At 42.1% G+C, this 26,927-nt stretch carries 30 protein-coding genes; 6 read left to right on the plus strand and 24 right to left on the minus strand.

What is annotated here, in order from left to right; translation table 11 throughout:
• Positions 1 to 148: 148 nt before the first annotated feature.
• The 5 genes from QVA83_RS04145 to QVA83_RS04165 form a co-directional block, all read right to left on the minus strand.
• Positions 149 to 3,259, minus strand: a complete 3,111-nt coding sequence (locus QVA83_RS04145) for an efflux RND transporter permease subunit (RefSeq protein WP_156087448.1) — start codon at positions 3,257 to 3,259, stop codon at positions 149 to 151.
• 60 nt (positions 3,260 to 3,319) lie between these two features.
• A complete protein-coding gene (locus tag QVA83_RS04150) occupies positions 3,320 to 4,255 on the minus strand; it encodes an efflux RND transporter periplasmic adaptor subunit (protein ID WP_015065925.1) in 936 nt (311 codons plus the stop codon).
• Positions 4,255 to 5,589, minus strand: coding sequence for a TolC family protein (locus QVA83_RS04155; protein WP_029937684.1), 1,335 nt, complete (start codon positions 5,587 to 5,589; stop codon positions 4,255 to 4,257). Before QVA83_RS04155 ends, QVA83_RS04150 begins: the two co-directional genes overlap by 1 nt.
• A gap of 72 nt (positions 5,590 to 5,661) precedes the next feature.
• Positions 5,662 to 6,057: a hypothetical protein gene (locus QVA83_RS04160; RefSeq protein WP_004588585.1), complete on the minus strand. Its 396-nt coding sequence runs from the start codon at positions 6,055 to 6,057 to the stop codon at positions 5,662 to 5,664.
• On the minus strand, positions 6,044 to 6,661 hold the full coding sequence (locus tag QVA83_RS04165; RefSeq protein WP_156079174.1) for a cation efflux transmembrane domain-containing protein: 618 nt from the start codon (positions 6,659 to 6,661) through the stop codon (positions 6,044 to 6,046). The genes QVA83_RS04160 and QVA83_RS04165 overlap by 14 nt, the downstream gene beginning before the upstream one ends.
• Before the next feature lie 79 nt (positions 6,662 to 6,740).
• Here QVA83_RS04165 and cadR point away from each other — a divergent pair, with 79 nt between their 5' ends.
• Positions 6,741 to 7,130, plus strand: coding sequence for a Cd(II)/Pb(II)-responsive transcriptional regulator (cadR, locus tag QVA83_RS04170; protein WP_015065929.1), 390 nt, complete (start codon positions 6,741 to 6,743; stop codon positions 7,128 to 7,130).
• A 321-nt stretch (positions 7,131 to 7,451) separates the two neighbouring features.
• Here cadR and QVA83_RS04175 read toward each other — a convergent pair whose 3' ends face one another.
• From QVA83_RS04175 to QVA83_RS04185, 3 genes are all read right to left on the minus strand, one after another.
• A complete protein-coding gene (locus QVA83_RS04175; RefSeq protein WP_139125469.1) occupies positions 7,452 to 7,907 on the minus strand; it encodes a hypothetical protein in 456 nt (151 codons plus the stop codon).
• A gap of 3 nt (positions 7,908 to 7,910) precedes the next feature.
• On the minus strand, positions 7,911 to 9,032 hold the full coding sequence (locus QVA83_RS04180; RefSeq protein WP_287498147.1) for an RHS repeat-associated core domain-containing protein: 1,122 nt from the start codon (positions 9,030 to 9,032) through the stop codon (positions 7,911 to 7,913).
• Positions 9,033 to 9,384: 352 nt separating this feature from the next.
• Positions 9,385 to 9,780, minus strand: coding sequence for an ion channel (locus tag QVA83_RS04185; RefSeq protein WP_015066041.1), 396 nt, complete (start codon positions 9,778 to 9,780; stop codon positions 9,385 to 9,387).
• A 121-nt stretch (positions 9,781 to 9,901) separates the two neighbouring features.
• On the opposite strand from QVA83_RS04185, the gene QVA83_RS04190 reads away from it, so the two are divergent.
• From QVA83_RS04190 to QVA83_RS04210, 5 genes are all read left to right on the plus strand, one after another.
• Complete coding sequence (locus QVA83_RS04190) at positions 9,902 to 10,432, plus strand: DUF305 domain-containing protein (protein WP_012516919.1); 531 nt, start codon at positions 9,902 to 9,904, stop codon at positions 10,430 to 10,432.
• On the plus strand, positions 10,425 to 11,156 hold the full coding sequence (locus tag QVA83_RS04195; RefSeq protein WP_012516918.1) for a MauE/DoxX family redox-associated membrane protein: 732 nt from the start codon (positions 10,425 to 10,427) through the stop codon (positions 11,154 to 11,156). The genes QVA83_RS04190 and QVA83_RS04195 overlap by 8 nt, the downstream gene beginning before the upstream one ends.
• Positions 11,157 to 11,821: 665 nt before the next feature.
• Entirely contained in the window at positions 11,822 to 13,636 is a 1,815-nt protein-coding gene (locus tag QVA83_RS04200; RefSeq protein ID WP_012516917.1) for a copper resistance system multicopper oxidase, read from the plus strand.
• Between the two features lie 9 nt (positions 13,637 to 13,645).
• A complete protein-coding gene (locus QVA83_RS04205) occupies positions 13,646 to 14,392 on the plus strand; it encodes a copper resistance protein B (protein WP_012516916.1) in 747 nt (248 codons plus the stop codon).
• A gap of 157 nt (positions 14,393 to 14,549) precedes the next feature.
• Positions 14,550 to 15,875: an APC family permease gene (locus QVA83_RS04210; protein WP_278413524.1), complete on the plus strand. Its 1,326-nt coding sequence runs from the start codon at positions 14,550 to 14,552 to the stop codon at positions 15,873 to 15,875.
• A gap of 155 nt (positions 15,876 to 16,030) precedes the next feature.
• Here the strand turns inward: QVA83_RS04210 and QVA83_RS04215 are convergent, their stop codons facing one another.
• The 16 genes from QVA83_RS04215 to QVA83_RS22415 form a co-directional block, all read right to left on the minus strand.
• The gene (locus QVA83_RS04215) at positions 16,031 to 16,186 is read right to left on the minus strand and encodes a hypothetical protein (protein ID WP_012516914.1); all 156 of its coding nucleotides are present in this window, start codon (positions 16,184 to 16,186) and stop codon (positions 16,031 to 16,033) included.
• Positions 16,187 to 16,287: 101 nt separating this feature from the next.
• Positions 16,288 to 16,533 (minus strand): DUF5676 family membrane protein, encoded by a 246-nt coding sequence (locus QVA83_RS04220; RefSeq protein ID WP_012516913.1) that lies wholly within the window; start codon positions 16,531 to 16,533, stop codon positions 16,288 to 16,290.
• Positions 16,534 to 16,632: 99 nt separating this feature from the next.
• Complete coding sequence (locus tag QVA83_RS04225; RefSeq protein ID WP_012516912.1) at positions 16,633 to 17,004, minus strand: hypothetical protein; 372 nt, start codon at positions 17,002 to 17,004, stop codon at positions 16,633 to 16,635.
• 17 nt (positions 17,005 to 17,021) lie between these two features.
• Positions 17,022 to 17,432, minus strand: a complete 411-nt coding sequence (locus tag QVA83_RS04230; RefSeq protein ID WP_156079172.1) for a hypothetical protein — start codon at positions 17,430 to 17,432, stop codon at positions 17,022 to 17,024.
• The gene (locus QVA83_RS04235; RefSeq protein ID WP_024015555.1) at positions 17,416 to 18,081 is read right to left on the minus strand and encodes a methyltransferase family protein; all 666 of its coding nucleotides are present in this window, start codon (positions 18,079 to 18,081) and stop codon (positions 17,416 to 17,418) included. Before QVA83_RS04235 ends, QVA83_RS04230 begins: the two co-directional genes overlap by 17 nt.
• Positions 18,074 to 18,412 (minus strand): DUF2933 domain-containing protein, encoded by a 339-nt coding sequence (locus QVA83_RS04240; RefSeq protein ID WP_012516909.1) that lies wholly within the window; start codon positions 18,410 to 18,412, stop codon positions 18,074 to 18,076. The genes QVA83_RS04235 and QVA83_RS04240 overlap by 8 nt, the downstream gene beginning before the upstream one ends.
• An 8-nt stretch (positions 18,413 to 18,420) precedes the next feature.
• A complete protein-coding gene (locus QVA83_RS04245; RefSeq protein WP_012516908.1) occupies positions 18,421 to 18,774 on the minus strand; it encodes a cupredoxin domain-containing protein in 354 nt (117 codons plus the stop codon).
• Between the two features lie 11 nt (positions 18,775 to 18,785).
• Positions 18,786 to 21,029 (minus strand): heavy metal translocating P-type ATPase, encoded by a 2,244-nt coding sequence (locus QVA83_RS04250; RefSeq protein WP_012516907.1) that lies wholly within the window; start codon positions 21,027 to 21,029, stop codon positions 18,786 to 18,788.
• A gap of 75 nt (positions 21,030 to 21,104) precedes the next feature.
• On the minus strand, positions 21,105 to 21,539 hold the full coding sequence (locus QVA83_RS04255) for a MerR family transcriptional regulator (protein ID WP_012516906.1): 435 nt from the start codon (positions 21,537 to 21,539) through the stop codon (positions 21,105 to 21,107).
• 794 nt (positions 21,540 to 22,333) lie between these two features.
• Complete coding sequence (locus QVA83_RS04260) at positions 22,334 to 23,170, minus strand: formyltransferase family protein (RefSeq protein WP_015066038.1); 837 nt, start codon at positions 23,168 to 23,170, stop codon at positions 22,334 to 22,336.
• A gap of 258 nt (positions 23,171 to 23,428) precedes the next feature.
• A complete protein-coding gene (locus QVA83_RS04265; RefSeq protein ID WP_015066037.1) occupies positions 23,429 to 23,899 on the minus strand; it encodes a YybH family protein in 471 nt (156 codons plus the stop codon).
• Positions 23,900 to 23,926: 27 nt separating this feature from the next.
• Positions 23,927 to 24,397, minus strand: a complete 471-nt coding sequence (locus QVA83_RS04270; RefSeq protein ID WP_126874102.1) for a YybH family protein — start codon at positions 24,395 to 24,397, stop codon at positions 23,927 to 23,929.
• Between the two features lie 20 nt (positions 24,398 to 24,417).
• Entirely contained in the window at positions 24,418 to 25,305 is an 888-nt protein-coding gene (locus QVA83_RS04275; RefSeq protein ID WP_287498148.1) for a CopD family protein, read from the minus strand.
• A gap of 22 nt (positions 25,306 to 25,327) precedes the next feature.
• Entirely contained in the window at positions 25,328 to 25,681 is a 354-nt protein-coding gene (locus tag QVA83_RS04280; protein ID WP_126874104.1) for a copper resistance CopC family protein, read from the minus strand.
• Between the two features lie 80 nt (positions 25,682 to 25,761).
• Complete coding sequence (locus QVA83_RS04285; protein ID WP_012516899.1) at positions 25,762 to 26,253, minus strand: DUF411 domain-containing protein; 492 nt, start codon at positions 26,251 to 26,253, stop codon at positions 25,762 to 25,764.
• A gap of 104 nt (positions 26,254 to 26,357) precedes the next feature.
• On the minus strand, positions 26,358 to 26,741 hold the full coding sequence (locus QVA83_RS22415; protein ID WP_139125468.1) for a CopL family metal-binding regulatory protein: 384 nt from the start codon (positions 26,739 to 26,741) through the stop codon (positions 26,358 to 26,360).
• Between the last annotated feature and the right edge of the window lie 186 nt (positions 26,742 to 26,927).

The following is a 26,927-nucleotide window of genomic DNA, read 5'->3' on the forward strand; positions in this document are numbered from 1 at the left end:
GATATTAAAATAAGCGAAACCATATCTATCCTTATCGTACATGACGTTAAGAATATGATTGTAAAGTCTATACTTAATAAAGAGTCAATAGGTACCTAAAAATCGTTCAGGTAAAACTTGGGCATTTGCGAATAAATGCCCAAGAACACTACTGATCCCCTTTACTATGCACGAGTCGATAGAGTACAGGCAGCACTACCAGTGTTAGCAAGGTTGACGATATTATCCCGCCGATGACCACCGTGGCCAAAGGCCGTTGCACCTCTGCACCTATGCCCGTATTGAGCGCCATGGGCACAAATCCAAGGCTTGCCACTAGTGCTGTCATTAATACCGGACGCAAGCGAATAAGTGCCCCTTCAACAATGCTATTCACTAATTCTCCGGTTTCTAGCAAACGTTGCTTGATGAAGGACAGCATTACCAATCCGTTTAATACGGCAATCCCAGACAACGCGATAAATCCTACCGACGCGGATATGGATAAAGGCATATCCCTTAACCAAAGAGACATTACACCGCCTGTTAATGCCAAAGGGATACCTGTGAAGATAATCAACGCATCGCGTATAGAACCAAACGCAATTACCAGCATTGTCAAAATCACAAACAACGTAACCGGTACCACAATAGTCAATCGTTGACTCGCACTCTCGAGCTGCTCAAAGGTTCCACCATAGTCGAGCCAATAACCAGCAGGTAAATCTACTTCATCATTGATTCTCGCCTGAGCTTCTTCAACAAAAGTGCCAATATCTCTGTCACGCACATTTGCTGTGACAACAATACTACGTTTGCCATTTTCCCGGCTTATTTGGCTAGGTACTTCTTTAAATGCCAGTGTGGCTAATTCGCTTATCGGTACATGCTCACCAGAGGGCGTGACGATGGGAACGCTCTCAAGCTGAGTGAGTTCATTTCGAATGTCGTCGCCATATCGCACGACAATCTCAAAGCGTCTGTCGCCTTCAAAAATCATTCCAGCGGTTTCTCCACCTGTCGCAGCATTGAGCCATAACTGCAAGTCGGCTATATCCAAACCAAAGCGTGCCAATTGATCAGGCTTTGGTGTGACGGTGAAGATTGGAATGCCTTCTACCTGCTCAAGCCTCGCGTCATCAGCTCCTTCAATCGTTGAAATAACGGTCAAAATGTCAAAAGCAGATGCAAAGAGCGTATCTAAGTCATCCCCAAATAGCTTTATCCCCAAATCTGCCCTTACGCCACTAATCAATTCGTTAAAACGCATTTGTATAGGTTGCGTAAATTCATAATTATTGCCGGGCAAAGTAAACAAGTCCTCTTCAAACGTTTCCACTAACTCAGCTTTTGTCATTGATGGATCGGGCCATTGCTCCCGAGGCTTTAAAATAACAAACGTATCAGTAATGTTTGGTGGCATAGGGTCGGTGGCGACCTCACCCGTACCCGTGCGACCGAATACCGTCTGTACTTGCTCATACTGCATAAGTTTCGCTTCAAGAGTTTTTTGCATTTCAACTGCTTGTTCTACCCCTGTCCCAGGGATCCGTATTGCCTGTACTAAGATATCACCTTCATTGAGCTGGGGAATAAACTCGGAGCCTAATTTACTGCCCATCCATAAACTGCCGACAACCAAAGCACTCGCTGCTACTACCACTAGCCATCTAAAACGCAGCGCTCCCGTTAAAACAGGACGATAGACTGCCTTTGCACCTTTAATAATTGGGCTTTCTTTTTCGCTAATTTTACCTCTCATGAAAATTGCTATCGCCGCAGGCACTACGGTAAAACAAAATACCATTGCGGCAAGCAAAGCCATTATCACGGTCGCTGCCATGGGGTGGAACATTTTACCTTCGACGCCAGTGAGCGTGAACAAGGGGATATAAACAATGGTAATGATCAATACACCAAACAAACTGGGACGTATGACTTCATTAGTGGCTTCATATACAACATTCAGTCTTTCTTTGAGCGGTAGAGTTGCGCCGTTTTGCTTCTGGGATTCGGATAATCGCCTGATACAGTTTTCAACAATGATAACTGCGCCATCGACAATCAAGCCAAAATCAAGTGCGCCTAAACTCATTAAGTTAGCAGACACATCGGTTTTGACCATACCCGATATCGTGGCAAGCATTGCCAGGGGTATTACAGCGGCTGTAATAAGTGCAGCTCGCACATTCCCAAGCAAAACGAATAGCACAACGATGACAAGTAAAGCGCCCTCGACGAGGTTTTTCTGTACTGTGTCGATGGTTTTGTCAACGAGGCTTGTTCTATCGTAAACCGCTTCAAGGATAACGCCCTCGGGTAAGCTTGTTTTAATGGTTTCGAGCTTACTGTCCACAGCTTTGGCGACCGTACGAGAGTTTTCTCCCACTAACATCATTGTCGTGCCAATCACTGTTTCTTGGCCATTTAACGTGCCGGCTCCAGAGCGCAGCTCTTTACCGAGGTTGATTTGGGCGATGTCTTGAATTTTTACCGGTACGCCATCAATGACCTTAACAACCACTTGGCCGATATCGTCGATGCCCTTCAGTTGGGCTTCCGATCTGATCAGTACTTGTTGCCCATTTTGTTCTACAAAACCAGCGCCTTGATTCGCATTGTTGCGTTCTAGCGCACTGAGAAGGTCACCTGTACTTATCCCAAAGTTTATCATTGCGACTGGATTAGGATTCACATGATATTGCTTTTCAAATCCGCCTATCGCATAAACCTCGGTCACCCCCTCAACAAGCGACAATTGGGGCTTAACTACCCAATCATGGATCTCCCTTAATGCCATAGCATCATAGGGTTGACCGTTGTCCTGTCGCGCCTGAGGCTCAGCACTTAACGAGTACATGTAAATTTCACCCAAGCCTGTGGCGATAGGGCCCATTTCAGGGGTTAACCCTGTTGGCAATTGCGCCGCGATGGCGGTGAGACGCTCGTTGACGAGATTTCGTGCGAAATATAAATCGGTGCCCTCTTTAAACACGACTGTGACTTGCGACAAGCCATAGCGTGATATCGAGCGGGTATACGATAAATTAGGCAAACCGGCCAGCGAGGTTTCAACTATAAACGTTATGCGTTGCTCAGTCTCCAAAGGCGAGTAACCTGGGGTTGCGGTATTTATCTGCACTTGCACGTTGGTGATATCAGGCACAGCATCAATCGGCAGTTGTTTGTAACTGTACATACCAAAAAAGGCGACAAACAAGGCGAACAACATCATGACACCACGGCGCTCAATCGACAGACGGAGTATTCGTGCAATCATGCTCTCACCTCACCGTTTTTATGGACTTGGCTTTGCTTTTGACAATAAATGCGCAGGTAATTAGTCATCATCGCCCGCCTCCATTTTTAATAAATCAGCTTTTAGTAGATAGCTATTTTCTACAACGACTTGCTGGCCTATTTGAACGCCCTTCACAATCTCTACTAAACGGTTGTCCGTGTTCCCAAGTTTTACTTGGCGGGGGTAAAATCGTTCCCCTTCTTTGACAAAAACAATGGTTTGCCCATCTAACTCTTGTATTGAACTTTTGGGGAGTGCCAGATTGACTTCTTGGAAACCAATCTGAATATAACCCTCTACCATAGCGCCTAAAGGCCAATAACCACTGCCATTATCAACGTTCACAAACGCGATAGAATAGGGTTTGTCATCCGGTGAGGACGTAATGTGGCTTATACTTGATTGTTGCTGCAATTCCTCAAGCCTTAAAGTGACTTCCATATCAGCGGCAATATGAGTACGTTGTTTGGGGAAAATAGCCAATTGAGCAATTGCGCGAGAGTAATTAGCAACAGAAAGCAGCACTTGACCGTTGGTGAGCTCACCATCATTGGCGTGTCTAGCTATGATTTTTCCAGACATCGGTGAGGTGATTGAGTATTGATTTAAACTCTCGTTTGACTCAATGATTGCCAGCGTGTCACCTTTTTCTACTTTATCTCCAATATTCACCATGATACGTTTTACAACACCGTCGAAGCGGGCACGAATATGACTCAGTGACGCAGGATCATGAACTATCCGCCCAAATGTTCTGGTTGTGAGCGATAATGATCCTGACGCGGCTGAAGCAGTCACGATATCGTGTTCAAGCATCCGTTCTTGAGATAACACTACGTACTCGGGTCTTTCTTCGGCTTCCTCATCGTCATCATCAGCCAGGGCGACAGTAGCAAACAGTAAAGTAAGTAGCATGGCTAACACGCCAAGCAAGTCACGTGCGCTAGTGAGTAATGTAAATTGTGATGTATTCATTATTTTTTCTCTAGTAATTCTGATGATTGAGCAGACGTCGAGGGAGAGTCAGAAAACACGGGAATTCCCGTAAGTGCCTCTAGATCTGCGCTTCGAAGGTGGACTAAGCCTGCGGCTTTTATCAGTGTTCGTTGCATATCTATGAGTTGCTGTTGCGTTGTCACCCACTCTATATAGTTGTAGCGACCACTTTCATAGCCATCCCGCGCCAATTTCAATGCAGATTCCAATGTGGGAACGACATTGTCTTGAAGGGTCGTAACAGTGAGCAAGGCTTGATCTTTTGCACTAATGACTTGATTTAATTGGCGAGTGAGTTCACGAATTTTCGCTTGTTTTTGATAGTCGATACTGTCAAGCAATGCGCGCTGTTGTTCGTATTCTCCTAGATTCCGCTGCTTGGTATTTAACGGCACCGAAATACTGGCGACTAACGCTGTGTCATTAATTCCCTGCATTCTTCGGATACCGGCTTCCCACGCAATGTCGAACTGCTGACTGGCCTGAACCACTCTCAATCTGGCCTCTTGTACCCGATAGTTATCAGCATAAAGCAGAACGTGTGGATTGCTTTGAAGCTGTGAAAGCATATGTTCAAGTGATAGTGAATTTGGAAACGATAACAGTGTCCCTTCAACTTCCGCAAACGCAGCGTTAGTGTCACCCCACATGATGGCCAGGTCGCGTTTATACTCATTGAGTTTTTGTTCACTTATCAATAACGACAAACGCGCCTGCGACAACGCTGACTCTGCACGTTTTTTCTCAAGTGGTGAAGAAGCCCCCGCTTCAACCCGTGTAGAGACTGTCTGAAGCATTGTGCGAGCCAGCATTTCAGCTCGTTGCTCAGTCTTGTGCAACGCTTGTTGGACAATGACATTGATATATCGTCGAGTTGTTTCACCCAAGATGTCCAGCGTACGAATGCGCCGTTGTGTAAGCAGTTGTGCTTTTTTTGAACTCACCACATTCATTCGGCCGCTGACTTTATCTCCAAGCTCGATGACCGACGATAAGGTCAGTGTCAATTCGGCATCTTTGATACCAGACACTTCGCCTGTTCCCAACACATTTTCAACTTCAACCCCAACAGACATTTCAGGTCGTAAGCTGGCCATTTTTGATTCACCATCCAAAGCCGAAGATTTAAATTCGAACACAACTAAATCTGGGTTGTTTGATAATGTGCGTTTGAGCGCATTTTCAAGCGTGATTGAAGACTTTTGCGCATTGGCAGATTGAACAGATATGCTCATGGTTACCAGTGCAGCAGATATCAATTTCAGATACGCTGAGCTAGCTTTTTTTATGCCCAATGGGCGTGAAGAACTCATAAAAGAACCTTTTGTTCATAAGATAACGACATACATGGAAAGCACCCATGCAAACATATAGGAGGGAATGGATTAATGTTGAGGTGGGCGCAAAAGGCCTTCGACTAGGCCGTCAGTGACGTTGCGGGAATAACTGTATTGATTGGTATATAACGGTTTAGATACGTCATTTATTGGGTGTTGTGCCAGAAACTTAATCTGTCCACATTGACACAGCACACAATGGAAACACTTAGACTCTTCACTCGACGTATTATCACCAGCATTTACATTTTTTTCGGGAACATCATAAGTGCCTATCGACTTTGATTGTTCAGGGACTGACGATACCTCCGCAGGGTAGTCATCGCATTGAGCGGCGAACGAAAAGCCCGATTGACACATGAGCAAAGTAATAAGTAGCCATGCCAACCTACGCAGTTTTGATGTGCAATTAAAAATTGGCATTTTCTTATCAACTTTGCGCATTAAGCGCTCGCTGTCTTTCATTTCCAGCATCTTCGAGGATCATTTTTGCCCCGCGCAACACAACGCACGAAACTATCACACCGATAACCAGATCAGGCCATCGAGAATCGAGCCAAAACACCAAAACGCCAGCAAAGATAACACCTAAGTTGGCAATCACATCGTTGGCTGAAAATATCCAGCTTGCCCGCATATGCACTTCTTCATTTCTTTGTTTGCGTATGATCACAAGACAAATGACATTAGCAATCAGTGCAACTGCCCCCATAGCCATCATTAGTCCCGATACAGGTTCGCTACCGTAAATTGACCGTCTTACAATATCAATGATAATCAACACACCCAGTGCCATCTGAAAAAAGCCGCTAATTCTAGCCGCATTGGCTTTGTGCAATAGCGATTTACCAATAGCATAAAGGGCAACACCATAGACAACTGCGTCGGCGAGCATATCAAGTGAATCGGCTATTAATGCGGTTGAATCAGCAAGCAACCCGATCCCCATTTCTATAACAAACATTGTCGCGTTTATTCCCAAAAGCCAATACAAAACCTGTCGTTGAGACTGGTCTTTTATTTCAACTTCGCACCCACATCCGCTCATTAGAAACACACTCTTTACTGATGAATAGTATGAGTATAAAGTCTATACTTGGTATAGAGTCAACGGTTAGGAGAAAAAAATGAAAATTGGTGATGTCGCAAAGACGACAGGTTGTAGTATTCAGACCATTCGTTTTTATGAAAAGAAGGGGCTCTTGCCTGAGCTTAAGCGCTCAAGTGGAAATTATCGTGTCTACGACAAGGGGACTATTGAACAACTCCTGTTTATCAAACAGTGTCGTTCATTAGATATGTCTATCATGGAAGTAAAAACGCTAATGGACAGTCGTTCGAGGCCAGATCAGAGCTGTTCAAATATCAATACGTTAATAGCTAAGCATTTATCAGACGTCATTATTCGCATTGAAGAGCTAAACGCATTAAAGTCATCACTCGAAAATATGGCGTCATCGTGTGACCAAGACAAAACCATTAGGGACTGTGGTATTTTAAATTATTTACACACTTAAAATTGTAAGAAGAACACAATTTCACTGTGCGCGCTCACCTTAACTTGTATCTATCGGCTAACATTCGTCATTTGTGTAGATTTATAAGGCAAAAATCAATAGCCTGATATTCAGCGTTTGTAGTCTACCGTGTACGATTTTCTGCCATTGACCCGTAGAGATTTTTACAATTCGCACCGTTCTTTACCAACAAGTTTTATCTCTGAATCGAAAACGCTGAGCATTTATTTTACAGTCTCAGCGTACTAGAGACGTAGATATTGGCCACAAACTTCACTGGCAGCTCTCAAGTCTCGAGCTTTTTGGGTTTTCAAATTCAAATCAGAAATAATCGACTATCCTTGAAAGAACAATTGTAGAAACGATAGCGAAGCCTAAGTAAATCAACACATTTGGAAACTTCTTTAGCTCATCCACTTCTGCATCTCCCTCAAGAAGCATACTATTTACTATTGTGAGTGGAATAAATGTTAAAAAGCCCAATAGATTCAGTGGATGAGCAACCGCGACTCCCCCGACAACAAATACAAGTTGTAGTACAAAAACAAACTTCACAAAGGAGTTTGAACGTTTAGTCGTGCTACCTACATCAACCAAAAATGAATAACTAAAATACGGATATAAAATACTTTTTACAAAGATAACCAAGTCGAATTCTTCGACTTTAGCTTTCCTACTAAAATTTTTGTAATAGTAATAAATGTTAAACAGCCCAAGAGTAGCAAACGAAATTGCCATCAATTTCGAGCTGTTTACTGCATAAAGTTTTGATTTCAATAGTTACTCCAAAATTTCTTTGACCGCATTTACAGCATCCGCTATTGCAGTTGTTGATTGTGTGACTTTAACCTCCACTCCTACAGAGGCAGAAACACCAATCTTTCCTTTAGCATCACCTTGCGGTTCAGAGACGCTTCCTTGCGGTTGTATGTCACCATTGATTGTTTTTTCAGAAACTAAGTCCTGTGCAACCGCAAATGGCCCAACAGCCGCGTCTGCATTCACTGAAGTCTCTACTATTGTTTCGTTTTTGGCCACATCGCCACTTGGTGACTGTTGATAGCTAGGTGTTAATGATAAACCAGCCCCCAGTCTAGGACTTGCACTAACAGAAGCCGACAACTCCAATGTCTGATCATCGAACGACAATGAAAGAGAGACTCTCGCTCCAGCAACAGCTATCGCTTCACCTGTTACGCTAACAGTATGTTTTTCTCTACCATCAGGGTCAACGTATTTATAGGGATTATTGCTTACGTATGAGTATCTGTTAAATGTAGATATGTCAGAGAGTTTGAATCCAACAGGATCATTCGAGTAAAAACGACCTATAACTGGATCATAGTATCGTGCCTGCATATAGCTTAAGCCCAATTCACTATCGAACTTGTGTCCCGCATAGCCTATTTCATTACTAGCAGTCTCATAGGTATCCCCAAATGGCTTATAGTGTCGTCGACTATTGTTAATAAGTGTTCCACTATTGTTAGATTGCGCCGTAGTGCTGCCTAGAATATCAGTATGAATAAAACTTGCTGATGAACTAGAATCTTTTGCTATGAGACGACTTCCAATATAAATGTAGTTTTTCCAAACGCCATTACTCTCACTGAAGAGAAGCTTTCCATCTTGACTGTAATGATAATATGCCGTGCTCCCGCTCTTCGAAGACTTTACTCGGCGATTGAATCCATCATAGGTAAATGAAAATCCGTTCGCCGCAGTCATCTGATTCGCCAAGTTGTAACTCATACTAAAGTGACTGTTATGAATAATATTGCCACGAGTATCGTAGTTAAAGTAACCATAGGCTTTTGCTTTGCTTCCAGAAGAACTGATACTTTTAAGTCGACTTTGGTTTGAATCAATAGAATAGATTAATGTGAATCTGTTTGAACTCAAGCTGTAACTGCTTTTGGAAACTAGAGTTATCAGGGATGAAGGAATTACCGAAGTTGTGCGTATGCTCCTATAGTAATCCCAAATATATCTGCATAAGCGACTCGAATAAAAGCGCCAAGATCATAGCCCAGATTTAAATCAGTTTTGAGATAATAAAGTCAGCTTTCAACCGTGCTTTTGGTTCTGAAACGTTTGCTAAGCCATACCCTCAAACTTCTTTAAGAGAGAAGCAAAGAGTGCTCTATTGTTCGCTTTTTAGTATCTAAAAAGACAATAATTTGCGAAACATTGTTTCATTAAAAACTAGTCCTGACGGGTGAGGTTTACATCTTCTCAGGTTACAGTTTTTACATTACATATGCTTGAACACTTTCGATGCTGAACAGCTTATTAGTAGAAACCCTGTAGCCGATTCAACTCCTGCTATCATTCGTAGATGTCCGTCCGGCTCGATACTTCCAAGACCCAATGTAGTAATCGTAGTTAGTGAAAAGTAAAAAATATCCATGGAAGTGGCAGGTTGCTTAAAATCGCCGAGCTCGAAATAAAGTCCAATTTCATACGCCAGAGTAAAAATGACTGCTAGTAAAAGTTGGCTCGAAATGGCAATAACGACTACCGACAGTGTTTTTATCCAAGCTCCCTTCAATCTCTCGCTGATATTGTCCGCGACTACTGAAATATTAAAAAGATGCAGCCCTACGCAGATCAACAGTGCAGTTAAAACTATTAATATAGACAAAAACATAATATTTCCTTGTTGGTACAAAACTTGACTAGTTAAGATTGATTGGTTTGTGACCTCTCTCAAGCTTTCTTTTGTTAGAAAGATTTACAAATATTAACTGTTTCTTAAGTAAGGATTACATATGAAATACTCTAAGTTCGCTGCAATGATAATAACTTCAACTGTAGCGATGTTTTTAATGATGTACTTAAATACCTACGCTATCTCGCATGTCTGGTTCAGTGAGACAAGGACTTATATGGCACTCTATATGGGGGCAGGCATGGCGATTATAATGTTAGCTTTCATGTTAGGTATGTATAGCAACAAGAAACTCAATACAGCCATTTTTATAATAGCGGCACTTACTTTCGCCTTGTGTATCTATCTTGTTCGTTCACAAAGTACCATTTCAGATACCGCTTACACGAAAGCAATGATTCCTCATCACTCTATAGCTATTTTGACTAGTGAGCGTTCTAACCTTGAAGACGTTCGCGTACGAGAATTAGCAAACGGCATTATTAAAGCTCAGCGAAAGGAAATAAAGGAGATGGAGTGGTTGATAGAGGATATAAATAAGAATGGCAAGGTAACAACTCAGGAACAGGCCGAACAGCGTCCAATTCCTCAATTTGAAGGTAAATTGAATAAAGGAAAGGAAAATGAGTAAGAAAGCTATCCTATATAGAATGGTTACTAAAGAGCACATTTGCCCTTACGGTTTAAGGTCAAAAGACTTACTAGAGCGAGAAGGCTATTCAGTAGAAGACAATCATCTTACTTCACGTAATGACACCGATGATTTCAAGCAAAAGCATGGTGTAGAAACGACGCCTCAAACCTTCATCGAAGAAAAGCGAGTTGGTGGATATGATGAGCTTCGTAAATACTTCGGGAAAGGAGAAGCGGGGCAGAACGGAACTACTTATGCACCTGTTATTGCGATTTTTTCTGTGGCAGCTCTGCTATCGTTAGCATTCCAGTTTTTTGTTTCTGAAGACTTCATCTCTATAAGAACACTGGTTCTCTTTATTGCTTTCTCAATGACACTACTTGCAGTTCAAAAATTGAAGGATTTGTATAGTTTTACAAATTCGTTCATAACCTACGATTTGTTGGCAATGAGGTGGCTTCGATATGGTTACATCTACCCATTTCTTGAAGCCTACGCGGGGATAGGAATGGTAGCTCAACTGCCTGCCATAGCTGTTGCGCCATTTTCACTATTTATAGGAACCGTTGGGGCAATTTCTGTCTTTAAAGCAGTATATGTGGATAAACGGGAGCTCAAATGTGCTTGTGTCGGTGGGGACAGTAACGTGCCGTTAGGTTTTGTTTCACTATCAGAAAACATTTTTATGATAGCAGGCGCATTACTCATGTTATCTTTTTAGTTACAAGAGTTGCTTATCGACTAAACTTAATAAAAGTAACTCTATCAGCTTTTAAGATTGAAAAGACTGCTTGTTTAACTACATAGGAAGTTGTTTATCTTAGTTACAAGCAAATGTCATTGATTAAAGTGTCCTTAAGACTTATCTTTTCTAAGGGAATAACGTCGCGTAAAGGTTGAGAGCAAATACAAAGTTATGAGATCTATTATTTTCACACTATGCATTGGATATTTATTGGTACTGTTTACCGTGCCAGTTGATGCGTGTGAAATGAAAATGGATGAACATAGCTCATTAACTAAGGCTTCTCACAAATTCGCAGACGCTCATGAGGAGAAACGTAGCAGTTCACCTAGTTCTAAGCATCAAAGCGCTCACACTGATGGACACCCCTCGCATTCGGGTAAATCAGGTTGCTGCAATGATGGATGTATGTGTATAGCTACCAATTGCTACCACTTTGCAAGTCTTTTTTACGTTCCCATTCGTCAATTTGAAACAACTTTTGCTGAGCAGTATGACATTATCGCTCTAGCTGTTCCCCCCAAAATTTTCACTCCACCTTTTCGTCCCCCGATAGCCTAAGGTACTGACTTAGTTAGTAATACTTTTTAAATGGATGAAATTCCTTCGTCCAGTTAGTATCAATTCAAAGGCTAAAAACTATGAAAAATTCTATCGACAACGGTCGCAGAAGATTTGTGCTCGCTGCCCTGACCTCAAGCGCTGCGGCTGCGTTAACCAACGTTAGTCCTCTATGGGCAGCACCTGTTGGTCGCCATTTTAAAGATCAAGTTTTGACAGGTGATATTAAAAATCTCAATGTGTCAAAAGCGCAATTGCCAATAGGCTCAAATATGGGCTCACCTATAACGATCAATGGTCAAATGCCGGGCCCGTTGATTAGATTGAAAGAAGGACAGAGAGCGCACCTCAATGTAACTAACCACCTAAACCAAGATACTTCAATACACTGGCACGGGATTATTTTACCACCAGATATGGATGGCGTTCCGGGAGTTTCCTTTGCCGGAATAAAACCTGGCGAAACATTTAAATATGCATTCGATGTCGAGCAAAACGGCACCTACTGGTACCACAGTCATTCAGGCCTCCAGGAACAGTTGGGCCATTTAGGACCTCTTGTGATCGACCCCGCAGATGGGGACATTGGGGCTGATAGGGAACATACAATTATTTTAAGCGATTGGACGTTTTCAGACCCCCATGACGTTATGCGAAAACTGAAGGTAGCGGAAGGTTATTACAATTATCAAAAGCGAACTATTTTCGACACGTTAGAAGACGTAAAGAAAAAAGGGCTTGCCGATACATGGGAAGAGCGTGCTATGTGGGGTGCAATGCGTATGAGCCCTCGCGATATAGCTGACGTTACAGGCAGTACATATACATACTTAATGAATGGCCGGACACCACAAGATAATTGGCAAGCCCTGTTTAAAGTAGGCGAGAAAATCCGGTTGAGGATCATAAATGGTTCTGCGATGACTTATTTCGACTTTCGCATCCCAGGGCTTGAAATGACAGTTGTAGCTGCAGATGGTCAGCCTGTTAAACCAGTAAATGTGGATGAGTTTCGAATTGCAGTAGCGGAAACTTATGACGTAATCGTTCAGCCAAAAGAGCGAAAAGCTTATACCTTTTTTGCGGAAAGTTTTGATAGAAGTGGATATGCGCGTGGCACCCTAACCCCGTCAATTGGCCTTACTGCAGAGGTTCCCCCACAGCGAGTTATCACAGAGCGTGGCATGGCGGCGATGGGGATGGACATGTCTGGTATGAAAGGCATGAATATGGATAAGTCCAAGGTCGACAGCTCGGGCATGGCTGCTCCAAAAGGTGAAATGAAAGGAATGGGGCAGCATAGCGCCCATACAATGCATGGCACCCAAATGGAAGGAGAAATGACCCCCTCCAAAAAGCTCCCAGTAGAAAGCATAGACATTGTCCACAGCGAAGACGGGCACGGCGCTGGTGCAGCGATGATTGCTAAAAATCCAAGTTCTAGGTTGGATGAACCTGGGATCGGTTTGGAAGACAGCCCACATCGTGTCCTTGTTTATACAGATTTAGTCGGTGAAAGTCCTTGGCCTGACGAAAGAGAGCCGGAACGTCAAATTGAGCTTCACTTAACGGGCAATATGGAAAGGTACATGTGGTCGTTCGATGGCAAAAAGTTTAGTGAAGTAGACGGATATGTACGTTTCAATTATGGCGAGAGACTACGTCTGATCTTGGTTAATGACACTATGATGGATCACCCTATTCATTTACATGGTATGTGGATGGAACTTGAAAACGGCCAATATCCAAGACCTCGTAAACACACGATCAGCCTCAAGCCTGGAGAGAAGGTCTCGTTACAAATCAGCGCAGATGCCCCCGGTGAGTGGGCGTTTCATTGTCACCTGCTATACCACATGGAAGCAGGTATGTTTCGTGTTGTACAGGTCGCATAGGAGATTAAAATGAAACAGATATTAATAGCAGGCCTAATAACATTAACTTTGAGCGTTGACAATGCTTTGGCTCAATCAAGAGATGACTGGCCATCTCCTATTCCTAATGAATATTTTGGCCAAGTTCTATTTGACCGACTTGAATATACTCGCACTGATGAGCAGCAAAATATAGGGGTCTGGGACATGCAAGCGTGGTATGGCGGAGATTACCATCGTCTTGTTTTTAAAAGCGAAGGCGAAAATACACAAAACGATGGAATGCCTACTGATCTGGAACGAGCAGAACTGTTGTACGGTTATCTCGTTTCTTCTTTTTGGTCTATACAATTTGGTGTGGGCACAAAGGGAGAGCTGTCATCAGATGCGGATATGGAGAACTATGCGGTGGTCAGTTATCAAGGTCTAGCTCCTTACTGGTTTGAAATGGAAAATTCACTGCGTATTAACGAAGACGGTGACATGCAGTTCATCAATGAAACCGAATATGACTGGCAACTAAGTCAAGTTTCCTATCTGCAACCGCGACTGGAAGTTGTTGCCAACCTCACCGATTCTGAAAAGTATGACCGTCAAAGCGGGTTGAGTAATATTCGTATTGGTTTGCGATATCGGCATGAAATAGTGAGGGAGGTAGCACCTTATGTCGGTGTTTATTACAGCAAAGCTTTGGGAAATACAGCTGATGCATTAAAGGCTGAAGGCAAGTCAACCAGTGAAACTGGTGTAGTGTTAGGTGCAAGGATTTGGTTTTAAACGCCCTACGCTAAAAATGAAATAACTGGTATGCCATTGCCAGTTATTTCTTTCTACACGTCTTCGAATTTGTTTTGTAATGGGCCTGTGTCCTTATATTTGCTGCAAGTTGCTTTTGTTGTTACTCAGGCTCACATGACATAAAGGAGTAACCAATATGAATGAACACGAGCATTCAAACAGGAAAGATTCGTTAAGCCTCTGGGGCGCGGTATCGATGGGAACTGGTGTAATGATAGGTGCTGGTATATTTGCTTTAACCGGGCAAATAGCGGAGCTGGCAGGCACATGGTTTCCTTTTGCGTTTTTAGTTGCAGCGATAATTGCAGGGTTTAGCTCATACAGTTACGTCAAAATGGCACAGAAATACCCCTCTGCAGGTGGTATCGCCATGTTTCTGAAAAAAGCCTATGGTAGAGGTCTGTTGACCGGTGCCTGTGCATTGCTGATGTTTTTTTCCATGGTTATCAATGAAAGTTTGGTAGCCCGCACTTTTGGCACTTATGTCCTACAATTGTTTGACTCTCAGGGCGCTGAGTGGCTTATACCAGCGCTTGGCGTGAGTCTTCTTATTGTGGCATTCATTGTTAATATTTTGAGTAATCAATTCATACAGACCCTCTCATTTATTATGGCTTTTATCAAAATAGCAGGACTTGCAGTTTTGGCAATTGGTGGGCTGTGGGCAACCGGTTTGTCGTTTGAGAGCGTTTCAGCTCAACCGCAAGATACCAGCGCAACCGGTTTTCTCGGAGCCGTGGCACTTGGTATTTTGGGATACAAAGGATTCACTACAATTACAAACAGCGGAGGCGAGCTCAAACAACCAGAAAAAAATGTAGGAAGAGCCATAGTCATTTCTATATCGATTTGTGTGGTACTTTATGTTTTTGTCGCAGTTGCAGTCGGAGCAAATTTATCAATTGGCGAAATAATACAGGCAAAAGATTATTCGCTTGCTGAAGCATCTCGACCGGCATTCGGCCAGTATGGTGCTTGGTTTACGATAGCTTTCGCGATTATTGCCACATCTTCCGGTGTCGTTGCCAGCATCTTCGCTGTTTCAAGAATGCTATCGATGCTTACATCAATGCAACTTGTGCCTCACCGTCATTTTTCATTACCGGGAGATATAAGAAGACATTCCTTAATTTATACGTTAGTCATCGCAATATTTCTTACCATATTCTTCGATTTGAGCCGCATAGCCTCCATCGGTGTAGTTTTTTATATCGTAATGGATATCTTCATCCACTGGGGAGTGTTCAAGCATTTACGAGATGATGTGCAAGCTAAAGCTTGGGTACTAGTCAGTGCAATTATTCTCGATATCATTGTTCTTCTATCTTTTATGTGGGTCAAAGCAAAATCAGATATCTTCATTGTTGGGATTTCTGTGGCTGGACTTCTTATCGTATTCGCGGCAGAGAAATGGTTTCTAAAGCTCCATGCGTATGATGATGATGATAAAAATTATAACTGATGCAAATCATTGAAGCTGTTCATGAACTACATCGACGGAGTAAGACAATATTCAGCGTAGGCAGAGTAGCAGCCTAAAAGGTAAGCGCAGTTGTTATGAATAGGAAAGGAATTAACCGGCATTAGCGTGCCGGTTATTTTTACTCGTGGCACACTTTAACCGCTTTTTTGCTGCTTCAGTGTATTCATTATTTCAGCAAACTCCTGTCCTTTTGACTCAGGTGGCTGGCTACAACCCTGCTTCTCTGTATTGGTTTGACTGGGTAGTTGCATGGCTTGCTGTAAGGCTAATTCTGAATTATTGGTTATCATAATATCTCACCGTTAGTTTAAATTTATGTGGCAGTAGATATCAGCAAATATCGTACCTGTGCTAAAAGGACAAATACTGACTATTTATTTAGCCCTCACTACTACAGCTGCCTATTGTAAATACTGGCAATAAGCCAACCCAGTACACCTGCGAACAAAGCCCATAAAGCTCCGCCTATCACTACACCCAATAAAGGCACGTTCCATATCATCCCTTGCCAGTCTGAAAACATTATATTACCAGCCATGGGTGACATCATGTCGGGCATTGTAATAATGAACAAAGAACTAACAACTAACAACACTCTCGAAGCTGAACGATGCGGCGCACGCGAACGCAAATACATTTTCTCGAATTTTCATCTTACGCCTCCTTAAAGCCAGCATCATAATGTAACGACATCGCTCAGCATTGTTGTTGAGTGAGAACGTAGAGCACATTAAGGTTATGTACGCTTCCTGTGAGCGCCCTGCGGCAAGTGGTGGCAACTCCACGGTTTGTGCGTCGCATTGTCTTTTATATTTTGATCTACAAACTGGTAATAACCTTCTTTTGTGTGTGTCCACCAGTCATTGTGAAGATCTGCGCCGTGTTTTCGAATGATCGCTTCAATACCGTCTAAATCGATATGTGTCGCATCATATGCCAGGTGAATAGCCCCTTCTTTGATGTTGTAGCTCACCTCATCAATGCCAAAGAGCTTGTCAATCTCTTCAATTAGGGGCTCGCAATTTGCCTCATAGACATTGCTGAGCCGTAAATTCCGAACGACTAAATTTGCTTCTCTGACACCGACTCTGTGGTCTAAATCACTCATATCTTTCTCCTCGGGTGTTAATTTGAAAGTTTCTGAGATTCGGGTGAATGGCTTCCATCCATTTTCGACATCATTACTTCCATCATCTTAAGATGCCTTTCTGCCATATCAACTTGGTTTTGCATGGGTTGCCCTTCCATTTTTTCGTGCATTATATGCATCATTCCCATCATGGATTGCATGTGTTTTTTCATCATTTCACGCTGCTTGCTGGGATTCTTTTCTTCTTTGATAGCGTTAACTTCTTCCTTCATCGACTTTATTTTTGCATTCATCATATGCATATCTTGGCCACGCATAGGCATTCCCGTTTGAATCTCTGGCTTGTCTGAGCCCTTATGCTCATGCTCTTCCATTTGTTGAGCTTGCGATGTTGCAGCCATTACTAATGTGGTTGAAAAAATGATTGATTTAGTGAATTTTTTCATGGTTTTCACCTTTTAATTTAAAGTTGAGGTTTGGGATCCAGCCAGGTGTCGTGTTGATATAGCTCACATACTCATCGCCAAATTCAGCAATAGCCAGAGCTTCTTCACGCTTTGCCAGTTTCACATACACAACAACTAAAACTGGAAACATGACCAGTGTGGGAATGGTCGGCCATTGCAACAAAAAACCGAACATGATCAGTATGAAGGCTAAATATTGAGGGTGGCGACACCGCGCATACCATCCAGTCTTAGCTAAGTGATGGTTCTTCTGAGCGTGGTGCAGCACATTCCATGCTGAGGACAAGATAAAGAATCCTGCAACAATAAATACCATACTGGCGATATGAAATGGGTCCCAGTGGGCGTCGCCTTTAAAACCAAAGAAAGTATGCAACAGATGTCCGTTTTCGTGCGCAAAAAAGTTTACTTCCGGATAGGTTTCAGCAAGCCATCCTGACAAGAAATAAATAGTCAGTGGGAAGCCATACATTTCGGTAAACAGGGCTACAATAAACGCAGAAAATACCCCCAAACTTCGCCAGTCGGTGGAAGATTTTGGCTTTACAAAACTGAATGCAAAAAAGATAAAAATAGCTGAGTTCAGTATCACCATTGACCATAAGCCATAATCATATGTATCATTCATCTTGGTTGTCCTTTTTAAGTGACTCCTTTCGGCCTTCCTCCAACCCCTGAATGTATCCATCACGATAAGCCGCGTTGTTATCACTCAATTCCTGAAAACTTTTCTGCTTATTGTCACTGTCGCGAGAATGTTCGTGGGCGTGTCCGTGTTTACCGTGGCTACTGTGCATGAATATATGCATGAATGGGCACAGCAATAAAATCAAATAGGGAAGAAACTGAAGGACATGATGACCATGTTCGAAAATTAAAAAATAAGTAACGGCAGCGATCATCGCTAATGCTGCCCACCCTGTAGGTGTTGACCAAAATCTGGGGTGACTGTTTTTCATGACTCCTCCTATACCACCGTAAGAACACCGCGATACATCTGCATCTGGCAGTGAAAAGTATGTTCGCCCTGTGGGACGTTTTCGAGGTGAATTGGTGTTACCTCATTAAGCGTTAGCTGCTCACTGATATCTAATGAAGGAATTAGCAGTACTTCGGAACAGGGAGACTCATCTTTGCGCAAAAACTTCAACGTAACAGATTGGTTTGCGTTTACCTGAATAGACGCTGGTGAGTACACGCCATTTTTTACTTCTATGAGTATTTCGTTACTTTCAGTAACTGTCTGATCAGGCTTGTATAACCAAAACCACCAAATAATCAGTGCAATACCCGTAAGTCCTACAATATTAATTATCATCATAAGAAAACTCCTTAGTGGTCCTTTGCCTTGAATAGGCGAAGCCGGTTCGCATTTGATACCACTGTTAACGAAGAAAATGCCATGGCGGCTCCGGCGATAACTGGGCTTAGCAATACTCCGAAAAATGGATAGAGCACGCCCGCCGCAAAAGGTATACCTGCTACGTTGTAGATAAAGGCTCCAAACAAGTTTTGCTTAATGTTGCGCAAGGTGGCTTTACTAACCGCTATAGCATCGGCCAGACCATGCAACGAGCCGCGCATCAGGGTGATATCGGCGCTTTCAATGGCAACGTCCGTTCCTGTACCAATGGCAAAGCCAACATCAGCCAAGGCAAGAGCCGGAGCATCGTTAATTCCATCACCAGTCATACCCACTACTTCTCTCTGCTGCTGTAATTCATGTACTTTGTTGGCCTTATCTTCGGGCAATACTTCAGCAAAAAACTCGCTTATTGCCGCTTTCTTTGCCACTGCAGCAGCAGTTTCTTTGTTGTCCCCCGTTAACATGATGACCCGGATATCATTAGCCTGAAGACGCTTGATGGCAGAAACAGAGTCAGGTTTTATCGGGTCGGCAACCGCTATGATGGCAGCAAGTTGTCCATCTACAGCGAAATACATGGGAGTTTTGGCGTCTTTGGCCAGTGTTTGTGCTTTCTCTGAATAATTACCTATGCCCACCCCTTTTGAAGCCATAAGCTTGCTGTTACCAAACAATAAGGCCTTTCCTTCACAACGGCCTTCAACCCCCATACCGGTAATCGCATTAAACTCTTCGGTTTTCAGCAGCTCAATGCCCTGGTCGTGGGCACTTTCTACTATCGCCATTGCTAATGGGTGCTCTGAACCATTTTCCAGACTAGCTGCCAATTGCAGCACTGTCTTTTCATCACTGAAATTGGCTAAAATTATGTCAGTGACCTTGGGTGTACCTTCCGTAATCGTTCCGGTTTTATCCAGTATCATCACACTGATTTTTGATGCCGTTTGTAGCGCTTCGCCGTTGCGAATTAGCACGCCGGCTTCAGCAGCCTTTCCAACCCCCACCATAACTGACATCGGCGTGGCTAGGCCCAATGCACATGGACAAGCAATGATCAATACAGTGGTGGCCGAAACTATGGCAAATGCCAGTGCGGGCTCAGGCCCAAAGTTCAGCCATGCTAGCGCACTGAGCACAGATATAATCATGACCACAGGAACAAAGTAAGCGGATATCACGTCGGCCAAGCGCCCAATAGGCGGCTTTGAATTTTGTGCGCGTTTAACCATTGCAATGATTTGCGCCAGTGCCGTGTCTTTACCTACTCGAGTTGCTTTAAATAGAAACATTCCTGACTTGTTGAGAGTTCCAGCAACGACTTCATCGTCATGTGATTTTTCAACTGGCATCGGTTCCCCGGTTAGCATGGACTCGTCGATTGACGTATGGCCTTCAACAACCACACCATCAACAGGCACTTTTTCTCCAGGCCTGACTTTGATGACATCGTTAAAAAGCACTTGCTCGATAGCGACCTGGACCTCTTTATTGTCGCGAATAACCGTGGCTGTTTTCGCTTGTAATCCAATTAAACGTTTGATTGCTTCTGAGGTTTTTCCGCGGGCTTTTAGTTCTAAGGCAAGCCCCAGATCAATTAGACCAATGATCATAGCTGTAGCTTCAAAATAAACGTGCCTTGCCATTAACGGCACTGCTTCAGGTACCAACACTACCAACATCGAATAGAACCATGCTGTGCCTGTACCAAGTGCAATGAGTGTATCCATATTGGCAGAATGATTTTTAAAGCTCTTCCACGCACCGATGTAAAAATGCCGGCCGGAAAAGAACATTACACCCAGCGTCAGTAGGCCAACTGCTAGCCACAACAACCTCTCGACATTAGTCTCGACCGTCATTTCGTCGACAACAATGCTATAAGTCATTAGAGGGATACCTAGCGAAAGCGCAATGAAAGTATCTCGCATCAGCTTTTTGTAATAGGTCCTATCCGCTGCTTCTTTTTCATCGACTACATCAGTGTCAGGCTTATCTTCGAAAGGCTTTGCGTTGTAACCAACGGACTCTACTGCTTGAACCAATAATTGAGAATCCGCTGTACCCGATACAAGTACTGTTCTGTCTGCAAAGTTCATTTCGGCATTCTGCACTCCCGGCGTCTGCTTCAAGGCAGCTTCTATTTTTCCAACGCAACTGGCACATCCGGCGCCTTCTATCACTAATTGTCGCTGTGTTACTTCTGCACTCATAGTGCTCTCCTTTTTTCCTATTTTTAGAAGACTTGTTTTTTGACGGACAACAATTTTTCTGAAGAAACACCTGCATTAAGTTCTGTCATTTATGTTTTCCTCCAGGACGGTGTGTTCAAACTCTTCTATTAAATGACAGACCACGTGTGAGGATGGGGCTTTGTCACCCATTGCTCCCCATTTCCTTACTGCCAGCATCATATTTTGCCTGAGTAACAACATTGCCTTAAATTGTCTTTCTGTTTCTGCTAGCCTTCTTGCAATTAAGGTTCTAACTAGGGGACAAGCGGTCTTTCCATTATCTGCTTCTCTGAGAATTTGCTTGATATCTTCAACTGAAAAACCTAAATGCCTTGCACTTAATATAAACCGCAACCTGGAAGCATCTTTCGTTGAATAGAATTTATAACCATTGTCAGATTTTGCCGGCGTTATTAACTGCAAGCGCGTGTAATAGCGAACAGTATCTGGCGTTGTAGCCAAGGCGCTTGCGATCTCTCTTACTTTCATAGTTGTTCCGATGTCTTTAACCTAAAATTTTACTTATACCTAAAGGCTAAACCTGTGTGTGGGACGCAGGTCAATAGGCATGTAACTCGTGAAACTTTCGGTTCTAAGATGTAATGCGTTTTTAAGTGAGGCGGATAATACTTGCTGTTCGTTTACTGATAGCAAACAGTGTCTTAATGTATATTAATTAAGCAGTTGATCGTCTAAGACATTCTTTGATTGCAATTGATTAGTAAAGAAAACTTAGAGAAAAGCCTCACTGAGTTTATGTGTAGCTCTTAATCGGAGGGTGGAAGGGAGGAGAGTGTATACCAATTAAAGGGGTAATATTTATATCTGAAAATGAGCTTTGCTTAATGTTTTCACTTATCAGAATTTCAATATTTGAAAGTATACAAAATTGGGTTAAAGAAGTTGCACAGTAAGCACCTATACAGCACGCGCATATCGATTGATCATTTCCTTCGCAGTGCTGTACATCCTGGTTCTTTTCTGAATGAAGTGTGTGATTATTTAAAGTAGTATGTTCTACGCTTGATAAGGAATCATTTGAGGACATATGAGATTCTGATGTGTCGTGACCATCACATTTAATTGGGTTCGTCATAGCAAAGCCGTGCTGTGAAAGCAGCGCAGCTATTAGTACTAATTTAAACCACTTATAAATGCCTGACACAATAAACTCCATCAGTGAGTAAGGGAATAGTAGCGGTATTCCGTTATTCTTACTTTGACGTAGATCAACACAACACAAAAAAGTGCTTAGGACCTTTAAACATTAAAGCCGTAATCAACTAGTTTAGTACTCTTGATTCATATAGCCTTAAACTACGCTTAGAAAGTACAACATAGCCATCATTTATAGCAATACTTTTAATTAGTGCATCCTCAAAGATTATGCTACCGCACGTGAAATCGTGACTGAAAGTTGTGACTTCGACATCATTTGCGATATATAACGCGTTATCTAACGAAATAAGAATCCCAAAGTGCCCATACTGTCGAAGGGCATGACTAAATTGAGCGGTGTTTTGATCCCAATTTACAAACCTTCTTTTTACTGGAGGTAGACTTTGGAATGACGCTAGCTTTTCCAATTGAGGTGTGGCGTTATTATAAAGCTCATTAAAGTTATTAAGTAATTCTTCTAACAGAGTTTCTGCGAGTAACTGAGACTTGACCATCAATGATGAAATCGTTTCATTGTTTTCGACCTCAAATTTCTCTTGGATTAGGATGCTACCTGCATCAAGTTTCTCAGTGAGTTTATGAATGCTAACACCCGCGTTCTCAGGGTTGTCGATAATGTAGGTGAGTGGGGTTGGGCCTCTACTTTTGGGTAGTAAAGATGGGTGGATATTAATCGCATATTTTATTTCGTTTGTGGGTACTTTGTATCCGTAATCGGCTACAACAAAGACTGTCTGTTCGTCATTTAAATATCCTTTAAGAGTCACGATACTTGGTTTTTCAGTGGAATAAACAATATTGTATTTACGACAAATTCGTTTGATGAAGCTCGCATTTTCCTGAACATCGTTTATAAAAACGCGTTCAATGTTCAATCTATTTTTAATTAGAAGTAACAAACAATTCGAGAATAAGTCGTTTCCAAAATAAACGATTTTCATATTTCTCTGCACCTTTTGAGAATAGCGTATGTGGAACAAAATGTAGGTTGGGAGGACAAGTGTTTAAGGATTCGATGTTGATTAAAAATCTGTGCAAAAACGAATAATAAGGGTTCATTGGCTGGCGGGAAGCTTAGTTCGTGCCAATATGAAGTGTAAGGCATTTTGGCAATAGGATAGCCGAGATGGTTCTGATATTGAGCAAACTGGAAAGCTACCGTTGATATTACCAAAGTAGCTTTCAATACATTTATTTCGCTAGTCTTTTGCACGATTTCTACTAGAGGAATGCGTGTGAACTATCAGCCACTCACCGTTAACTTTTTTAAAAAGAAAGGTTTGAAACCCCGTTTTGTTGAAAGTTTCTCCAGACTTCCTAACCTTTCCTTGAACGGTTGTATCAACGAGTGTCCAAGCAAAATCATCTTCTACATGAGTTTGAATGTTAGAAAAATCTAAACTTAAGAAAACTAAGGCATCCTTTTCTGGTTCAACATGATGCTCTATCAAGTCACTTAACCCTACATTCTGTCCGCCAGATTCAAAGTATCTTGCGCCTTTAAAGTCGAAAAAGTGCTTTTTAAAGGGGGCACCGTCTCCATTCTCCCAGCCATATTCAATTTGCTTTATAATGTCTTTTATCTGATCTTTATCAGTTGCATTGTTATCATGAGCGAAAGTGAAGAAAGATAACAGAGACGAAATGATTATGATTAAAAATTTTTTCATACGAGCTCTCTCGGGTAGTTAATCGAATCAATTTGACCAATGAATATGTTTGATTTTCCACTCTCCTTCGGTGTTGATTAAGACAATTGTTTCCATACTTTGGTAGTCTCTCTCTTCCCCCTTAAACATCCCATTGACCAGAAACCGCGATGCGGAGATTGCTGTATTGCCCAGAACTTTGACTTGATGTTCCAACGCTTTATTTGTCACTGACGATAGATATTCCATATCTGAATTCATATGATGTTGAGCATATTCATCTGCGCTCCTCTCAACTCCGCCTCCTTCATAAATAGTCACATCATCCGCCAGTAGGCTCTTCGCAGTGATATTGTCTCCCGTATTAAGCGCGTGATGGAATGCAATAACTATTTTAGCTGCAGGCGTATCTAACCCACTAAACATACCTTTCTCATGTTGTTCTTTTTCATGGGCACTAGCAGCAAAACTCATGATTACGGGCATGATAAATAGTAAGACTAATAATTTAATTTTCATTTGAATTTCTCTTCTAAGTTTTATCTCTCGGGACCTACAATGCTCGTAAGCCCAGAAGTAATGATTAAAATAGCAACTGCTATTGTTAACTCTAATGAAATGGATTTTGAGAGTGCTTCGCTTCCCGAGCCACTTTTAAGTTTTGGGACTAATTTCAGTTTGTGCCGTATAGCAATAGCTAGAATGCTAGTTACAAGGAACATTTTAACAAGAAGAGTTTGCCCATATATGGAGCTAAATAACCCTTCAAAACTACCTACCAATTGAAGAGCTAGCCAAATGCCTGCAGATAATAATAAGGTAACCAATACGGCCGCCTGCGTACCAAACCTATCCATTAATTTATAAAGCTTTTCGTAGCTCTGGTAATGGCAGGAGAGCTTTAACGGAATCAATGCACCAAACCACCAAGCCATAACAAATACGTGAACCATAAGTAGTATTCGAGCAACACTTCCTAATTCAGAAACGTGGCCAGTTAAAGTAAATGTGTACGAGAGCGTGAATAGACACAGCACAAGTAAGCAAGACTTTAACCTTAGGAAAGGTTTAAGAGGTTTAAATTTCAACAAGTAGATAGTTATTAAAGCTACGGCTAACCCCCCCGCACGATACAAGGTGACTTCACCGATAGGAGAACTCAACATTATCTTAAGCATAAAGGGGTCAAGTGCGCCTTGAATTCCCTCTTCTACCATCGCTCCAGTGTTCGCGATAAACCACACTGCATTAGAAATAAACGCAACAAAGACACAAACCTTTACCCATACAGCGCTATAAGATGGCGTTGTATAATTTGTGCTATTATCGTTAATATCTCGCCAGAAAAATGTATATCCAGCTGTGGCCGCGAAACCTAAATAAAACATTAGCTTTGACACTACAATTACAGTGTTCCAGATATACATTTCCACAGCTGAATCCCCCTTTTTAGTGCACCATAAATCCAAAACTATCTTTCATCTTGTGCCCATCGGAGCCAAGCATGATGAACTCAACATTGTATGAACCTGGACGTAATTTAGGTAAGGTCCAAGAATAATCCGTTGCAACCTCTTTCGGAGGTTCAAAGCCAAAATCAACTTTCGCACCTTCACTATCTTTTAAACCTACTTTTATTAATCTAACTCCCTTGGTAAAGCTGACTGATAGTTCCATTGGGGCCTCCATCAGCATTGCATTTTTGCTTGGTGTGCTAGATTTAATTTCTATAGCCTCATGTGCTAATGCCACGCTGCTTAGCAGTACACTAAATATTGCAAATGATTTAACAAGTGCTTTCATGATTACCTCTATCTTTGGTTTTTAAAAATTAAAATTGCTTTGATTGTCAAAAGTGCGCATTTATTTGTTTAACTTTGACTTCAATCGAATTGACTTTCGTAGCTTTCTACTTTCGCGTAAGGTTCGTAGCTCCCATCTTGATATATAATGAAAACGGTATAAGGCATAAACTGCTCTGCTACTTCCATTCCGGGTGAACCTACTGGCATAGCTGGAACAGATAACCCGATAGCCTTTGGATGTTCTTCTAACAAGAATCGTTTTATAAACTTAGAAGGGACATGGCCTTCAAATACAAAGCCATTTTCTGTAACAGCGGTATGGCAAGAGCGAAGATTTGGCGAAATTCCGTATTCGTTCTTGATGTCGCTCAAGTTATGAAAGTCCTTTGTACGTAGTTGAAATCCTTGGTTTTCTAAATGGGTTATCCATTTTTTGCAGCATCCACACGATGGTGATTTATAAACTAATAATTCGAAGACGTCGTTTGCGCCATGGTGGATATTTGCCATGGCAATACTAGGTAGAATTAGCAGTAATACCGCAGCTTGATAGATGATTTTTTTTAACATTTTTGCCTCCAGACAAAGCTGGCACATATAGGTACGCTAGCACCTAGATAATAAACAGGAACTAAAACAAATTGTGCGTGAAATTTGGACGCACTGACCCTGTGTTAGGCAAATATCGGTGGGCGAAAAAGTGAGGAAGTTACTGAAACTGGCTGTTGGAAGAACAAGCCAAATGAAGCGTCCGGCACCACTGGGTGTTGAACAATCATCATGGAAGCTATAAGGACGGGAGCATGAGTACAACCACCTGGTGGGCATGTGCATTCCGAAGTGTTGCAACAATCTTTAATACTAGCGTTTTCGGAACTTATAGAATCTACTCTCATACCATGGCTCATGTTCGTAGAGCAATTCGATTCAGAATTACTATTGTAATGTTTGTTATCAATATCCATTTCAAAACTCATAGTATCTACAGCCATCGCTTGCCCGACGAGGGCAGATAGCACTGTAAACACTAATATTAGTTTTGATATGAATTTAAACATTTCTTAAGCATTAAACATAACCAATATGGAGAATAATGGATTTTCGCGAATTGGTAAACAGTTGAGGCTGATTTGTAATTAGAATAGCCCGTTCATCGGCAGAATTTAGGAAATAGTCATGATGAGGGAGATTGCCTACAACCATGCAAATTTTTGGGCGCGTCTCTAACTCTATAATTCAGATAC

Origin of the sequence: Alteromonas sp. AO-Serp (assembly GCF_017849675.1) — a bacterium.
Lineage (GTDB): Bacteria > Pseudomonadota > Gammaproteobacteria > Enterobacterales > Alteromonadaceae > Alteromonas > Alteromonas macleodii.